Annotated in this window: 15 protein-coding genes; 4 read left to right on the top strand and 11 right to left on the bottom strand. The window is 56.7% G+C overall.

Annotated features, from left to right (window positions below; genetic code table 11):
* Window positions 1-3: 3 nt before the first annotated feature.
* The 3 genes from repC to Q0844_RS20040 all read right to left on the bottom strand — a co-directional run bounded on the left by repC (window position 4) and on the right by Q0844_RS20040 (window position 3877).
* Window positions 4-1293 (bottom strand): plasmid replication protein RepC, encoded by a 1290-nt coding sequence (repC, locus tag Q0844_RS20050; RefSeq protein WP_299048836.1) that lies wholly within the window; start codon window positions 1291-1293, stop codon window positions 4-6.
* A gap of 215 nt (window positions 1294-1508) precedes the next feature.
* Window positions 1509-2525 (bottom strand): ParB N-terminal domain-containing protein, encoded by a 1017-nt coding sequence (locus tag Q0844_RS20045; protein ID WP_299048834.1) that lies wholly within the window; start codon window positions 2523-2525, stop codon window positions 1509-1511.
* Window positions 2522-3877 carry a ParA family protein gene (locus Q0844_RS20040; protein WP_299048833.1) on the bottom strand — a complete coding sequence of 452 codons (1356 nt, stop codon included), beginning with the start codon at window positions 3875-3877 and terminating at the stop codon, window positions 2522-2524. Before Q0844_RS20040 ends, Q0844_RS20045 begins: the two co-directional genes overlap by 4 nt.
* Before the next feature lie 719 nt (window positions 3878-4596).
* On the opposite strand from Q0844_RS20040, the gene Q0844_RS20035 reads away from it, so the two are divergent.
* The 4 genes from Q0844_RS20035 (at window position 4597) to Q0844_RS20020 (ending at window position 9113) form a co-directional block, all read left to right on the top strand.
* Complete coding sequence (locus Q0844_RS20035; protein WP_299048831.1) at window positions 4597-5469, top strand: site-specific integrase; 873 nt, start codon at window positions 4597-4599, stop codon at window positions 5467-5469.
* A gap of 10 nt (window positions 5470-5479) precedes the next feature.
* On the top strand, window positions 5480-6682 hold the full coding sequence (locus Q0844_RS20030) for an IS91 family transposase (RefSeq protein ID WP_299048828.1): 1203 nt from the start codon (window positions 5480-5482) through the stop codon (window positions 6680-6682).
* A gap of 591 nt (window positions 6683-7273) precedes the next feature.
* On the top strand, window positions 7274-8356 hold the full coding sequence (gene rsgA, locus Q0844_RS20025) for a ribosome small subunit-dependent GTPase A (RefSeq protein WP_299048825.1): 1083 nt from the start codon (window positions 7274-7276) through the stop codon (window positions 8354-8356).
* Window positions 8343-9113: a VOC family protein gene (locus Q0844_RS20020; RefSeq protein ID WP_299048823.1), complete on the top strand. Its 771-nt coding sequence runs from the start codon at window positions 8343-8345 to the stop codon at window positions 9111-9113. The genes rsgA and Q0844_RS20020 overlap by 14 nt, the downstream gene beginning before the upstream one ends.
* Before the next feature lie 209 nt (window positions 9114-9322).
* On the opposite strand, the gene Q0844_RS20015 is transcribed toward Q0844_RS20020, so the two are convergent.
* The 8 genes from Q0844_RS20015 to Q0844_RS19980 form a co-directional block, all read right to left on the bottom strand.
* Window positions 9323-10024, bottom strand: coding sequence for a hypothetical protein (locus Q0844_RS20015; protein ID WP_299048878.1), 702 nt, complete (start codon window positions 10022-10024; stop codon window positions 9323-9325).
* A 170-nt stretch (window positions 10025-10194) separates the two neighbouring features.
* Complete coding sequence (locus Q0844_RS20010) at window positions 10195-10440, bottom strand: hypothetical protein (protein WP_299048822.1); 246 nt, start codon at window positions 10438-10440, stop codon at window positions 10195-10197.
* A gap of 143 nt (window positions 10441-10583) precedes the next feature.
* Window positions 10584-11582 (bottom strand): IS30 family transposase, encoded by a 999-nt coding sequence (locus tag Q0844_RS20005; protein ID WP_299048820.1) that lies wholly within the window; start codon window positions 11580-11582, stop codon window positions 10584-10586.
* Window positions 11583-12040: 458 nt separating this feature from the next.
* Window positions 12041-12565: an Rrf2 family transcriptional regulator gene (locus Q0844_RS20000; RefSeq protein ID WP_299048817.1), complete on the bottom strand. Its 525-nt coding sequence runs from the start codon at window positions 12563-12565 to the stop codon at window positions 12041-12043.
* A gap of 5 nt (window positions 12566-12570) precedes the next feature.
* Window positions 12571-13533: a branched-chain amino acid ABC transporter permease gene (locus Q0844_RS19995; RefSeq protein ID WP_299048814.1), complete on the bottom strand. Its 963-nt coding sequence runs from the start codon at window positions 13531-13533 to the stop codon at window positions 12571-12573.
* A 2-nt stretch (window positions 13534-13535) separates the two neighbouring features.
* Complete coding sequence (locus tag Q0844_RS19990) at window positions 13536-14408, bottom strand: branched-chain amino acid ABC transporter permease (protein ID WP_299048812.1); 873 nt, start codon at window positions 14406-14408, stop codon at window positions 13536-13538.
* 2 nt (window positions 14409-14410) lie between these two features.
* Complete coding sequence (locus tag Q0844_RS19985; protein ID WP_299048809.1) at window positions 14411-15151, bottom strand: ABC transporter ATP-binding protein; 741 nt, start codon at window positions 15149-15151, stop codon at window positions 14411-14413.
* Window positions 15144-15857 (bottom strand): ABC transporter ATP-binding protein, encoded by a 714-nt coding sequence (locus Q0844_RS19980; RefSeq protein ID WP_299048806.1) that lies wholly within the window; start codon window positions 15855-15857, stop codon window positions 15144-15146. Before Q0844_RS19980 ends, Q0844_RS19985 begins: the two co-directional genes overlap by 8 nt.
* Between the last annotated feature and the right edge of the window lies 1 nt (window position 15858).

The following is a 15858-nucleotide window of genomic DNA, read 5'->3' as shown; positions in this document are numbered from 1 at the left end:
TCCTCACGCCGCCTGTCCGCTCAACCGGCCGTAGAAACTACGCTCCAGATGCAACTCCCCCGCCCCGGCTTTTTCGGTCATGCCGCGCAGATATCCACCCGCCGACGCCACTTCGCCCTTGGCATGCTTGTCAAAGACCAACGCCATCGCCGCGGCGGCCATCTGTTTGCCCATAACCTCCTGCGCCGCCAGCCAAGCATGGTCCGAGATCCCAATGATCTTCTTCAGATCACCGGCAATCCTGTACAGATCACCCCAGTCCCTCAGGTATCCGCCCATGTTTCGTGCCCAAAACGCGAATTCCGGACAGGCCTGCATGACGGTCGCCACATCCACAGCCACGCCTCGGGCCGGTTTTGCCCCCTCTGCCGCCTCCCCTTCCCGTTCCGACCTCTCAACCGGCACCACGGTCGATCTTTCGGGTGCCACGCCCGCCGCTTGCTCAGTTTCTGAGCGATTACTAGTTACAGGATTGAGTTGATTTGTAGTTAGTATATGAGGGTCGGAATTGACCTCCTTGGGGTCCATTTCTTGAGTCTTGTCACTGATCTGTGCTTCGTTTGATACCGGGTTTTCCACAACTTTATCCGCGCGAACAGATTTGAGATAGGCCTGCTCGACGCGCTGTTGCAACTCAGTGAACCAGCCGAGAATTTGCTCGAGCGTCTCGGAGGCCGCATTGGTGCGTGGAAGACGGGTCAGAAGACTGTCGAAGAGCTCCAGATACCGCGCCCAGGCGCCGCTGAGCGCGTTTTGAAGGGCCGCCTCGATCCGCGCCCGGATCATCCGCCGTGCCACGGTGATCTGACGCTTCAGACGCTGGCAGAGCGCGCGCTCGACCTGGATGTGTCCATAGAGCTCAGTGAACTCCTCCACACGGGCCGCCATGGGCGACAGATCAAAGCCATAGGCCTCGATGATGTGCCCATCCGGGTTCCGCCTGCCCCAGCGTTTGCCATTGGGGCTGTCCTTGAACGCGATCACACCGACTTCGGCCAGGCGCCTTGCATGTCGCTTCAGGGCCGACAGAGAAAAGCCCGTCTGCTCCATAAGGTAAGCGTTCGAGGCCCAGACGATCGGCCGCCGGCGCGCCTCCCAATCCTGGGGCTGCGTGAACGCCCCGAGTGTATCAAGGAGCATCAGATCGCTTGCCTTCAGCCCGATATGCGCGCCAACGCGCTTCACGGCCACGAATGCCTCGTTTTTGGGTATAGATTTATGTTCACCGGCTTGAGCGAGCTGTTCAGCTACGCCAAGACCCGGTGTCGGCTTGCGCCAACCTGTTTGTGTCATGCCTGTATTTCACCTCCTGTTTTGTGGAGGCAAAAGAAACCCGTTCGCTCAGAAGCGTTCATCGTTGACAGAGATTCATGAGAGACTTATCTTGATGGCGACCAAACCGATAAGATCAGCTCTCAGGCCCTCAGCTTGGGTGCTTTTCTTTTGCCTTTAGGTCACTTGTTCGTCCTCTTGCTCGTTGCCTCAATACAGAGATGCCTTTCAAGGGATCACTCCTTTGACGGCTCCTCCTTGTTCTTGCTCAAGTACTCCGCGATCAGGTCGCTCAGTTCCTCGAGTTGAATCTTACTGATCGGCACACCCGACGCCTTAACCGAAAGACTCCCGTTTGCCGACGTTAGCGTTAGGTTGCGATTGCCCACTTTGCGCTTTGCAGTGAACTTCTTTGCTGTTTTCTTAGCAGGCGTTTTGGGCTTGGACTCAAGGCTTGCCATCGCGACCTGAAGGTCCCGGAAACTCATTTCATAGGCGTTCTTGAACGTGTTCAAGATTTCGTCTTTCGAAGCGAAAACTGCGCGCGCGCGGGACACGATGCTCTCATGAACACCAATGCGTGAGGCAAATGCAACTGCGGTCAGCTTCTCTCCCGCTTCCTTCAACGCATTGTACATTTCACCGATAGACAACAGGCGCTCGAAGGCGCCGAGATTTTCACGGGCCTCGTTTTCTCTGAAGCGCAGAAAAAGCATCTCGAACTGGGCGTTGTTCGCTGAGCGCAGTTCAGGGGGAGCGAGGATCGCTCGGAGCTTCCGATTGAGTTGCACCGACGCTGCGTGTCGACGCCGTCCGGTCAACAGGATGAACGGCACATGATCCGCGTCTGTCGGATCAAGCGGGTCAGGCGTCCAGTTCGGGTCTTCAGGCCAAACGAGTATGGGCGTATCTTGACCATTCGCCTCGATACTCTCGACCAGCGCCTTGAAGGCCTCTTGTTCCATCCAGTCTTCACGACGGTCGGAACCCAGCGGATCGCTCACTTGGTCGGGGCTCAAGTTGAGTTCATGTCGACCATTTAGAATATCCGCAGCGAGCTGCTCCCTGCTCTGCTCGACCGCAGCCTGTGACTGTGCAAGCGCTCCGGCTTTCCATGCGCTTCCCGCCCCCTTCAGAGGCTTGGGAACGGCTTCAGAAGGAGCGGTTATTTCATTATTGTCGTGCTGATGTTTGTCTTCTTTAGACTGGCTGATGGCCTTGGAGACCAAAGACCGTGGGATGCTCCGCTTCATGCTGCATCCTCCCCGTCGTCGTCATAGAAGTCATCCATCCAGGCGTTAGCATAGCCGCGCTCCAACCCTGGCCAAAGACGGCTAACGATCGCGTCGTTGACCGCATCCGCATTCGTTATGAAACGATTGATACCCTTGCGTTTGCCCGGAGTGTCCGGCTCATACTCATAGACGGACTGATAGACGTCCGATGCGTTGGAAATTGCGTCGGATCGCAAATAGAAAACGGGCAAGATTTCGGTGGGGCAATGCTCCAACAAGTTGCCGATGTGGTTCAGGTCTTGAGCGTTGGAACGCTGCACTATAGTTGGAAGCAGCATATTCGCACCTGAGCCTATCTCGATCCGCTCGTGTGCAAGGATGTGTTGCAGCATACCAAGCAGGCCGGTAACAAAAGTTGAAAGCGTCGCGATATCAAATCCCTTCATTGTCTGAGGAATGACGAGCGATGAAGAGGCGATCACGTTGTTAAGTTGGAACAGTGTCAATGCGGGCTGATAGTCGATAATGATGCAGTCCAGCGTCTCCGTCAGAGCACTATCCAATTTTTCGACGTCGACCTTACCGTCCTGAACCAATTCGTTGGGTGCAGTCTGGGGCGGATGTCCTTCTTTCCACCGATCGATTGCATCACGAAGATACCGGTAGAAACTCTTTCCAGGCGGCGCTTCGCGCACCAATCGGGCAATTTGAATCTCACCTTCAGACGTCTCACCATGAGCAGGCAGGAGCCGGAGCCCTGGCCAAGAGGTCTTTAATAGAAAGCCGTCGAGTGTATCCGCGTCGTGGTCAGTGAATGGCGCCTCGTCAGACTGGAACAGACCGGCAAAATCCACCATGGACGCGGTGTTCTCGTCCGGCATTTGAGGAAGCCCCTCGCCACCTACAAAGTAGAGCGTGATCGTGCTTTGAGGGTCGGCATCCATGACCCCGACCCGCATGCCGTAGTGCAAGCTGAGATACTGGGCAAAATGGGCGGCACTCAAGCTTTTGGCGGTCCCACCTTTTTGGCTTGCAAAAGAAATGACTGGGAGTGGATCGTCCGGCTTTCGCCAAGCCAAGTAGTCGTAGGGTCGTTTCGCCGACGCTGCCAGAAGAGCCCGCATGAGCATCAATTCTGACAGGGTGAAGACGCGCTCGCGCCCAACGTATTCACCCGCAGGGAAGTCGTCGTTCGCGTTGGCGAACTTCGTAAGGTATTGTATGCTGACATTCAGAAAGCGCGAGCACTGGCGCATTGACCAGGTTCGTTTTATCCGCTGCCTTAGCGTCAGTTCCTTATTGACGGCCACCATTGTGCGCTCAAGCCCGCGCGACAGGTCTGTCAAAAACTGTTCAAGGTTACCGCTCATGATACTGTCCCGACATCGGTTGATTCCGAGTTCGACTCGATTCTGCCTCGATAGTAGCATCATTTCGGCGGAAAGATAAAGATACCACACGCATAGACGGCTTGAGGCGTTTATTTGAGGGCATCCCACATCAAATTTGCGTTTCTTGAACGCGTTCAAGATTCAGTTCAGATGACGGGCGAGGGCAGGGCGCTGTCAAACCTTGGTGGATGGCTTTTACCTCCCGAGGCCGACGATGCGAGTAATCCTTAAACCGCTCTTCGGATCCCGCCTGCAATCGCGGGCCACCAGCAAAAGCTCGCGATCACAGGAGCTGCATTAAGTTCCATCACTAAGAACCTGTCCAAATTGCCCTCGAAGGAGTTCGCTGTAAAAAGCGGCAACACGGTCGCGGGGCAGGGGAGCGACACCTTAGTGACCCCTACCGGTGTCAGGAAGAGAAGTATCGCCATAATCTTCTTGGGCCTCGAAAGAGTCGGTCAAAGTGCGTCTGATAGACTTTAGTGGCAGCGAACAAGAATGCTGCGCGGCACGCTCGTTGACTTCAGACATTGCCACACGGCACTCGTGAAGGCAGGAACGCGGACGAGGACGAAACCGCTCTCGCGGTATTGGCGCTTGAGGTGAGTGAAACGCGCTGATCGGGGCGCAGCGATTTGGTAGATGGGCGCGCCTGTCGGACGATTGGGACCTTCTCAATCAGATGACAGGAGGTTTCCATGTCCGATCAACATGTCCCCGCTTTGCGCCGGCGGTTTCTCGAAGATATGCGCATCAAGGGTCTGCAGCCGAAGACGCAGACCATGTACCTGCGGGCGATGCGCGACTTAACGCAATTTCTGGGCCGTTCGCCCGACACGGCGACACCTGAGGATCTGCGCGCCTTTCAACTCGACATGAAGGAGAAGGGCGTCGGCGCACCTACCTTCAACAACCGGCTGAGCGTCCTCGGCTTCTTCTTCTCGGTGACCTGCGCGCGTGGGGAGATGAAGCGCCACATGCGTTATCAGCGTCTGGCGAAGAAGATCCCGGTGGTGCTGAGTGCCGAGGAGGTCACCCGTATTCTCGAAGTCGCCCCTGGGCCTGGCCTCAAGTACCGGGCCGCCTTCAGCGTGGCCTATGGCGGCGGCCTTCGAGCCAGTGAAGTGACCCATCTGCGTGTGCCTGACATCGACAGCGATCGGATGCTGATCCGCGTCGATCAGGGAAAGGGCCGCAAAGATCGTCACGTGATGCTGTCGCCTAGCCTTCTGCAGCTCTTGCGCGACTATTATCGCGAAGCCCGTCCCGCAGGCTGGCTCTTTCCCGCTCGCAACCGGGTCGACCCGATCTCTACCCGGCAGTTCAACCGCGCGTTTGGGGCGGCTTGCGACTTCGCCGAGATCAAAAAGAAGGTGTCACCCCACACCCTGCGGCACAGCTTTGCCACTCACCTGCTGGAGGGCGGGACCGACATCCGTGTCATCCAGGTTCTGTTGGGTCATGCCAAGCTGGAGACCACAACGATCTATACCAAGGTGGCGACCAAGACGATCCAGAGTGTGACCAGCCCGCTTGATCTTCTGGTGCGACGGGAGGCTGGGTCCGGCTGATCCCGGTCCTATGTCCCGCCCCAAACTGGAGGTCGCGGATATCTTCCGCGCCCATGGGCCTGCCTACCGCCATGAACACGCAGGGCATCTGAACCTGCCGCAGTTGAAGGTGATGTCTGCGATCGAGGCATGCCGGACCGCCGCCCTCGGCGGTCACGTAGCGGCCTGCACCAAGTGCGGTCACCAGCACGTTGCCTACAACTCGTGCCGCAACCGGCATTGCCCGAAGTGCCAAGGGGCCGCGTCGCGGGACTGGATGCAGGCGCGTATCGAGGACCTGTTGCCGGTCGAGTATTTCCACGTTGTCTTTACCCTGCCGGCTCAGATCGCGGACATCGCGCATCAAAACAAGGCGGCGGTCTATGGCTTGCTGTTCAAGGCATCCGCAGAGACCCTTCTGACCATTGCCGCCGATCCGAAGCATCTCGGGGCCCGGATCGGCATGACCAGCGTGCTGCACACATGGGGCTCGGCGATGACCCATCACCCGCACGCCCATGTCATCGTGCCAGGTGGCGGGCTGTCGCCGGATGGCACCCGATGGATCGCCAGCCGCCCGGGGTTCTTCCTGCCGGTGAAGGTCCTGTCGCGGCTCTATCGGCGTCTGTTCATCGAAGGATTGGTCAGGCTGCACAAAGCAGGCAAGCTGGCGTTCTTCGGCGATCTGTCGAAGCTGGCTGATCCCGACACCTTCCAGTCCCATCTCTCGCCGCTGCGCAAGGTCGACTGGGTCGTCTACGCCAAGCCCCCATTCGGCGGCCCGGAGGCGGTCCTGGCCTATCTCAGCCGATACACCCACCGCGTCGCGATCTCGAACCACCGCCTCATCAGCGCGGATACCCGCACCGTGGCTTTCCGGTGGAAGGACTACCGGATCAAGCGCGGGGACCGGATGAAGGTCATGCGCCTGCCCACGTCCGAGTTCATCCGCCGGTTCCTCACCCATGTCCTGCCGTCCGGCTTCCACCGGATCCGGCACACAGGCTTCCTGGCCAATGGTATCCGCCGCAACAGGATCGAGAAGATCAGATGCCTGATCAACACGGAGCGAGAGCCGGATCAGACGACCGGCAAAGACGGGCGTGCCGATGCCGACGAGCAAGGCCTGAACCGGAAATGCCCCAGATGCGGCGGCGCGATGCGCATCATCGAAACCTTCACCCGCGGCCAGACTCCGAAATCCCGCGCGCCGCCATGGGGGGACGCCGCATGATCCACCCATCACACCCGGCCCCGCGGTCCCGACACGTCGGACCCGTCAGCGTGGCCATTCGACCAAAACCAGCATCGGAACGGGCCGATGACGGCGAAAAGAGATATCGATCCGCGACATTCGACCGGGGCAATCGACAGGCCGACAGTCCTAAACGACAGCGGACCCGAAGTTCGGCGCACCGGTTGCCGAAGACCTGAAGCACAATCCCCATAGCACCGAAATCCGCCCGCGCTTTCCTCCTTGTCAGGTTTATCGCCGCTGGATGGCAAGCATCCAGCAGCCACAACCCTTAGACAAATCTGACATACCCTTTTTCCCGTCGAATGGCCGCTTCCGATAACAATGAAGAGTTCCAAATCAGCCGTCAACGGTTGCAGTTTGCATGTATTCATCCTATGTGCAGATCATCTGAAAATGGAGATTTCATGTCCCGGTAAGGAAGGGAGGCAGCGCGCCTCCCGGAGCACATACAACGTCTAGAGCAGTTCCGTCACTTCGTATCTGACGGACAGATTTGTTGTGCACACTCTTTTCCTACCATTGGCGCCCAAACCTGACTTGGGCCAGAGACATGAAAGTGGACACCCTATGATAAGGGATTACTCAGACTTCCTTCCGCGTCGCACGCGCGACGCCGGATCACACGCCATACTCAGCCCTCTTCAGGCACTGGGATGGCAACCGTTTTTCGCCCAACAGATCAGCGTAGAGGATTTGTCAGCGACACCTCCCATTCGCATTGTTGAAGTGCATCGCAGTGGGCTGCACGCCCTCGGTGACGGCATCGATACGACCCTTCCTCCGAGGGCTGATGTAACTGTTGGGGACTGGCTGATGCTGGATCCCTCGCACCCGCGATCCAGTCGGCTTCTCGAGCGCACAAGCCTCATCAAGCGGCGCGCGCCCGGCACCGACCGGCAGGAACAACTGATTGCGGCGAACATTGATACGACCTTTATCGTCACGTCCTGCAATCAGGACTTCAAAGTGGCACGGCTGGAACGTTATGCCGCCCTGGCGTTTGAGGCACGGATCACGCCTGTCATCGTCCTTACAAAGACCGACCTTGTGACGGATGCGCAAAGCTACATCGACGCAGCGCGCTCGGTGTCAGAAATGATCGACGTGGTCGCACTTGACGCACGCGGTTCTGCTCCGAAAATGGAACTAGCGGCCTGGTGCAAGCCGGGCAAGACGGTGGCGTTCCTCGGCTCATCCGGCGTTGGGAAATCAACCTTGGCCAATGCGTTGCTCGAGAGCCAATCCATCGAGACCCAGACCATTCGCGAGGACGACGCAAAGGGTCGGCATACGACGACGCGGCGCGAGCTTCATGCGATGCCCAATGGCTGTCTGATCCTGGACACTCCGGGCATGCGGGAATTGCAGCTTACCGATGCGGCGGAAGGGATCAAGGATCTCTTTGCCGATGTTCAGGGGTTGGCCGCGCGGTGTCGATTCAACGACTGTCAGCACGAGACCGAGCCGGGATGCGCTGTTCTGAACGCCATTGATGAGGGCCTTCTTGATGCTGGCCGGCTTGGCAGATGGCGCAAGCTCATGGCCGAAGACGCGTTCAATTCCGCGAGCCTTGCGGAACGCAGGTTGCGCGACAAGGCGTTCGGCAAGATGGTTCGCGGTGTCAAAAAACTCAAAGATGTCAGGAGGTGAGACGATGACGCAGTCGAAAGCAGGTCAGATCGTAAGGCATGACCTTTTCACATCGGACAGGGAGTGTTCGATGGCATTCTACCAGCACGTTGCCAACTGGACGTACGAAGTCGAGCGGGCATCGGATTTTGCCTGGGGTGGCGGCGAGAAGGATTTCATCCTTGCCCTATCTGGTGACGAAGCTGGTGCCGGGTTGGCCGAGACGCCTGCCGAGCAGGAAAATGGCTGGACCGCATACATCGAAGTCCCCGATGTCGACGTAGCGATCAAACGCGTCGGCACGCTCGGAGGTAAGATCGTTCGGGAGCCATTCGAAGTGCCGGGTGTCGGTCGCAATGCACTCGTCCGCGATCCGCTCGGTGCTCTAGTGGGGATTTCACTGTCTCGGCACAGCTTTCCTGTGCCGCGTCAGCAGTTCGGCCCAGAAGTGTACGTCAGCAACGGCACTGACTTCCCGCAAGCGTTCTATGCCGAACTCTTCGGATGGCAAGTCTCTCCCGCGACAGACAAGAATCGTGTCGCTCTCCTCGGACCTAGGGGCGTTCTTGTTGCAAACCAACATGCCGCGTCTTGGTCAGCCGGTTCAAACGCGGCTTGGGTCCCGTGCATCAAGGTTGCTTCAGTCTCTGATGCCTGCCGTACGGCCGAAACCAACGGGGCGCGTCCGGCTTCTGTGGTTATCAGCGGAGCTGTTCAAGCCCATAGCCCCATCCTGTGTGATCCAGACGGCGCGCCGTTTGCTCTTGGCATCGAATAGACGACCAATTTCTAGCACTCGCCAGTTCTTCACAGGAACTGCAGAGCGGACATTTGTCCGCTCTGCAGCATCGGTCAAATAGGGCTCCTTTGAGACTTTCGCGGCGTCAACTTCGAAGGGCTGCATTCAGCTGTTGGCCAAAGGCAGCGCCTAGATTTTGTCGATGCCTAGGCTTCGGTAGGGTAGCTTCGGTAGGGTAGGGGGTTCAATCAGTAGTTCACCTGCTCGAACCCATAATTCCCCTCGTAGTCGCGCCAATCCACGAACACAGAACGATGCCAGATGTTGGGACAGGACTCGCCCCAACGCTCGAGACCAACGTGCGCCGCGGGCAGGGCGGTCGGCGACGAGCGTGACCACGAAAAGTCACCCTGGATTCCGTAGGTACCGAGCGAAACCACTGCCGTCCTGTTGCAGTCGCCATCCCGGCCCGATTCACGCTGTCTAGCGTAGCGCACGTCATAAACTCGGATTGAGCGGACGAAATTGAATTCTGGCCCACTGATGTCGATGTCGGCGCGTTCTTGAACGAACTGCAGCGCGAAGCCATCTGGGAGAGTATCGGGCGGTGTCGCGCCACCTCGAAAGACGGCTGGCATGACTTCGCTCCATAAGGATGTCTGTGGAAGAGGAGAAGAGTAGGGCAGGGGGGTCTCATCCCCTTCGTTCATGATGTCGTAGAGACGAGCGGCCGGACTTCGTTCCGCTCCTGGCGAATACGACGCCGCCATCGGACAGCGCCAGATCTGTAGAGGTGGCTCAACCGGCCAAGGCGTGATGCGGCGGATGAACTCGGCACGCGCTCGGGAGCAGGGGACGGATGCGGGCCATCCACCAGAAAGGCACAGAAGGATGGCGCAGTCGATCGGATAGGTCTGAGCACGGAGCCTGTCCGGGAACCCGACTGACATCAAAGAACCAAGCAGTGCGATCGTTGCGATGCGATTGACCAATTTGACCATGTGGGCACTCCTTGGGACGTCGAGTTTCACCCAAGGTTACATCATTGATATATTATTGTCACGTCATGTATATTATTGATGGCTGCCTGCGAGATAACGCTGCCCGTTTGTCAGTCTGCTTACTGCGGCGATCTTTTCGAAAGCGCTTCCAAATACTCAAACACAGCATCCGCATTTGCAGTCCGTGCGTTCTCAAGGATCTCAGGTCGCAGGGGCGGATCAATCACCTCGGCTTCGCGCGCTTCGTAAAGCCACAGGATCGAAAGCTCCGCTGTGTTCCACAGGTGCACTAAGCCGACGACACGGCCACCTGGCTCGGAAAGCAGCCGAGCAACCTTAACGCCTTCTTGCTTGTCCTCGCTCACCGTACTGGTGTGCTCCGGGCTCCCATTTCGGGCTTCGTGTTTGTCATCGCCTGTTTTCCGTACTGCTCAGTTGAGGGGTAGGGTGATTTTCGGCTGGGTGGCCTCTGCGCGTGGATTCTCAAGGTTCGTTGCGACAGTTTCCGCTATCTCAGTTTCATGAGTTCTTCCCTGAATGCTTCTGTCGGGGTGCGCCATCCCAGACACTTTCTAGGCGTTCCATTTAAGCGCTCGCAAATCGACTTCATATCTCGATTTGAGAGCGCGGCCACGGGCGCATCCCGTGGCAGATAGCGGCGTGCCCGTTTGTTCAGGTTCTCGACCGATCCCTTTTGCCATGGTGCCTGTGGGTCGCAAAACCAAGCCTCGGTTCCGATCCCCGGTTTGAGTTTGCGCCAGTTCCTAAACTCAATGCCTCGGTCAAACGTGATAGATTTGCGGGCTGGTTGGGGTAGGGGTTCCATCACGTCCATCAGCCGGTTCATCAGATGTGTTGTGCTGCGGTCGTTGTTGCGAAACAGAACGGCGAAACGGGTCTTACGTTCGACCAGGGAAGCGACGTTTGCCTTGCCCTGTGCCCGCTCAAAGATCATCAGATCGCCTTCCCATTCGCCGAATGTCTCACGGGTTTTGACATAGTCGGGGCGTTCATGGATTGACCGATCAGCCGGAAAAACAAGGCCACGCGGAGTGCGTCTGCGTCGTGGTAGGCGCTTCTTGCGCCGATGCGGCAGATAGCGCGCCAATTCTTCAGTCTGACCATCTGGGCCGTAAACAAAAGCATAGATCGTCTCGTGGCTCACGCGCAAAGGCTGACCGTCGTATTGCATGCGGCCTGCGATCTGTTCGGGTGACCATCCGATCTCCAGCTGCTTAACCACGTGCTGCCTCAGACCCTCGAACCGCACCAGTTTGCGGCGGCGCGCACGGCGTTGCGCCGCTGATCTCTGTGCATTCATGCCATAATAGCCGTTCAGGTTTGGCAGCTCGTCATCGTAATACCGATTCCGTTTGATCTCGCGATGCACTGTCGAGCGGTGCCTTCCGATCTCAGCGGCAATCTTGCTCACGGGCACTTTCGCATGCAACATGTCTTCAATTGCGCGTCGTTCACGCAAACCTAGCTCTGTGTGGGCCAACTTCATTCTCCTTGCTTTCCAGCAAGATAGGGGATTTGTCGCAACCCAGTTTAGAATGTGCCGCGCCGGGAGAACCAAAGGCCGATAATCGTGCTTATGCAAAATTTCATGGCCAGTCCGATATAGCGAGCCAGAGTTCAATTTCGTTCGGTCGATCCGCGTATTTGATGTTCCGTATGCCCGCTAGCATGAATCCGGCCGCGACGGTGACAGCAATCGTTCGGCGACTATCTGTCTAGGAACGTACGGAACACAGGGCGTTTTTTCCTGGGCGCGATCATCATCAAAGACACTTCCAAAAGCCCATGTCGGCTTACATCATTTGGGATAAGACTGCCCAAGCATCAATCATCGTTCCGTCTTCGTCGAGTGGAGCGACCAAGGCGGACGCTACGGGTTCGAACAGGTAAACTACTGAAGACGTTGCAGATCTATTGGCAAATGTGATCGTTGCGATGCTTGGCTTAGGAAATGCGTTGCAGACCTGCAGGAAATGGCCGTTCCACCAGCTCTGCAATCTCGGTTTCGGTAGCGCCTTGTTCCAGCGCGTCTGCCAAATCTTTGATACTCACAGTTCGAAGTTCATTCTCAAGGGCGGCAACTGCTGAGTCGGTTGCGGCTTTGAGGTGCTTTTGAATATTACGGCCAACAAAACAGCTTTTGTCCGGAACAGACCTATGCATTGGGAAAAAGTCGCCACCGTCCACCGCTCGATAAACATCGTTGAGAGAGATCTCGGCGGCGTCCTTCTGTAAGAGCGCGCCACCTGCGGGCCCCTGAGTAGATCGGATGAACCCTGCTTCCGAAAGAGTTTGATACAATTTTCGGATGATTGCCGGGTTTGTTGCCGCACTTTTTGCGATACGTTCCGACGGCACCGCTCTGCCATGATGGACTGCTATCGAGCACAAGGTATGCACCGACAACGCAAATCGGGTATTTGACGCCATGTTTAGCTTCCCCTCTTTCATCAATGCCTGCGTTTTCACTCCCACTAAAGGGGACGCACTGCTCTGAGCCAACGGCGTGAGATCGCGGCTATGTTGCCGGAGAGACCGTCTGGAAACACTATTATGATTAAGATTGCAACAATGCCAGTTACAATAATGTATACCGAACCAAATGGGGCAAGTAACTCCCGCAAAGCGAAGTAGAACATCGCTCCCACCAGAGGCCCCTCAAAACGGCCAATTCCACCAATCACTACAATAAGGATGATCGTCGCGGTCCATTCCTGCATGCTAAACGCCGCAGACGGCGAAACTCGCAGATTTTGGACGAAAATGATTGAGCCGACGAGGCCAGTTAGCACTGCAACAGATGTGAATAAGATGAATTTGATGCGGTCGCTGTTGATGCCTACGCTGTGCGCAGCGGCGACATCGTCGCGGATGGCGGTCAAGGCTAGGCCAAAGCGGCTCCGAAGAAAAAGGAAATTGCCTGATAACACTCCAAAACACATGATCCCTGCCGTTGCGTAGATGACATATTCCCGCGTGGTCGCCGCAGCACCGAATTCACGAATGCTTGAGAGTGGCAGGCTGAAACCCGAGGCACCTCCGACGTAATTGGTCTGTAGAACGGCCAAGAACACTATTTCCGCTACAACCCAAGTGCCGATGGAAAAGTATGGTCCAACAAGGCGGGAGACCAAGGCATAGATCCCAATGGCAAGACACCCGGAGACGAAACCAGCAAACAGCAAGGCAGGAGCAACGTGCACGCCGAACTGGGCGCAAAGCACAAAGAAGGCATACGCGCCTGCGCCAACAAATGCGTGCTGCCCGACGGAAACCAATCCACCATAGCCAGCCAACAGGTTCCACAATTGAGCCAAGGTAAGTACCAAGAATATCTCTGTGAGCAGGCGTACATCACCTCTCCCCAGGAACATCGGGGCGAAAATCGCGATGGTGACTGAAACGATGATGATGGCGAAGAATGACTTGTGATGCATCGCTAGTTCCTTTTTGCGCCGAAGAAACCAGTGGGCCGGAATATCAATACTGCCACAAATACCATGTGCCCCATGACAATCTGAAGGGAAGGATGGAAATATGCACCAAGACCTTGGGCAACCCCAAGGATGAGGCCCCCCAGGAACACTCCACGCAGACTGCCGAGCCCTCCCAACACGACCACTTGAAACGCGTAAATCAGGCGATCGTTTCCTGAGAACGGATTGAATTGGGTTTTAACGGCCAGGAAAGCCCCGGCAATAGCGGTCAACACACCCACGACGGCAAAGGCTTTGGAAAAAACGTCACGTTCATTGATGCCAAATGCGCGTGCAATGTCTGGATCGTCCGATGCCGCGCGAAAAAAGATGCCAAGCTCCGTCCGATGAATGAGATGGGATGTGGCCCAAATAAGCAGGGATGCCGCAATGGCGGTTGCAAGCGGAAAGAGGCCGATCGTCAAGCCATTAACAATTTCGAGGCCCATGGTTTCGAAGCCACCGATGGACACCTTACGAGAATCGCCACTGGCGACAATCAAGAGGCTGTTTTGCAGAATTGATGACAGGGCCAAGGTTACTAGGAGCGGGCGCATCATGTCAGGATCAAGCGTATAGTTGAGTATACCCCGCTGAAGAAGGTAGCCAAGGGCGGCCATCAAAACCACAACGCCCACAAGGGCCAGTGTTGGATGGATATTCGCCGTGGACGACAGGAACAACACTGAAAAAGCGGCCAGAACCAGCATATCGCCAGTGGCGATGTTAACGATGCGCATAATCCCAAACGCGATTGCCAAAGGAGCCGCACATAAGGCGTAAAAACAGCCAAGCAGCGCGCCCTGAACGACTGCGTTTGTCAATGAAATGATCATGCTTATTCCACTGCTCCAAAGTAAATGCGCTGCACCTCAGGGTCGATCATCACCGCCTCCGGCGCACCGTCGGCAATCCAGGTTCCCCCATGCAAAACAAGCACCCGATCAGCCACCTTTGTTAGTGCACGCAGCACATGTTCGACCCAAAGTATAGTCACGCCCTGGCTGGCTATGGCGCGGATGATCGATACGAGATCATCGACTTCTGCGTCCGTGAGGCCACCGGCGATTTCATCCAGAAGCAAGATCGCCGGCTTGGTTGCGACCGCCCTTGCCAGTTCCAGTCGTTTCCGCACGAGCAAAGGAAGACTTCCAGCCAGCAAATCACGCTGCGCCTGCAAACCTGACAGAGACAAGACCTCATCGACCCAACTCCTGGCGTCTGAACGTCGCAATCCGGCACCAAAAATCGCGGATACTTCCAGGTTTTCAGCGACGCTCATGCGGCCAAAAGGTTTGGGCACCTGATAGGAACGTGCGACGCCCAACCGATTGCGTTCAAAAGGTTTGAGTGCCGTGACAATTTGGCCGTTGGCCTCAATTTCCCCCGAATCGACAGCGATATCTCCCGATATCAAATTGAATAGCGTGCTTTTCCCAGCACCATTGGGACCGATGACGCCCACAAGCTCGCCATGAGCGCAATCCATCGATAAATCGTTTGCGATGATGGTTTTTCCAAACCGTTTGCAAACATTCCTGAGAGACAATGCGGTACCAGCTACTTGAGTATCACGCATCGGTTGTGCTTCCGAAATAGGCCTGCTTAACTTGATCCAGTTGCGCTTCTGCTGAACGTCCGGTCAGTTTCACACGTCCCTCCATCAGGCAATAGAAGCGATCAGAGTGCGATAGCGCCATTTCGAGCGACTGTTCGACAACGATCATTGCCATCTTTCCCTTGAGCGTTTCGAGCGCCGCATAGATGTCCTTGATCACCGACGGGGCCAGGCCGAGCGAGATTTCGTCGCATATCAGCACTTCCGGATTGGACAAAAGCGCCCGGCCGATTGCGACCATCTGTTGCTGACCGCCCGATAAATCGGAGGGGTAGAGCGTGCGCCTTTCCCTCAGGGCGGGGAAAAGTGCGTAGACCCGTTCTAGATCCCAATTCCCAGTTCGGCCCGAACCGATCTGCCCAAGGCGCAGATTTTCCTCGATTGTCAGAGAGGAAAAAAGCCGGCGGCCTTCGGGGACCAGCGCGATACCCTTGCGAAAGATGCGCCGAGGATGCAATGCCTCTATTGGTGCGCCATCGTATAGTACAGTTCCGCTTCTTGATGATTGCAACCCTGTCACTGCCTTGAGAAAGGTGGACTTGCCGGCACCATTGGCACCGATAATCGCCAGCGCTTCGCCGTGGCGAAGCACCAGGTCAATACCGTGCACGGCAACCATATCACCATAGGCGACGTACAGCTTTTGAGATTCCAGCAGCGGCGTCATT

The organism is uncultured Tateyamaria sp. (genome assembly GCF_947503465.1).
Taxonomy (GTDB): domain Bacteria; phylum Pseudomonadota; class Alphaproteobacteria; order Rhodobacterales; family Rhodobacteraceae; genus Tateyamaria.
The sequence above is the reverse complement of the archived record's forward strand: the minus strand, read 5'-3'. Positions and strand labels throughout refer to the sequence as shown.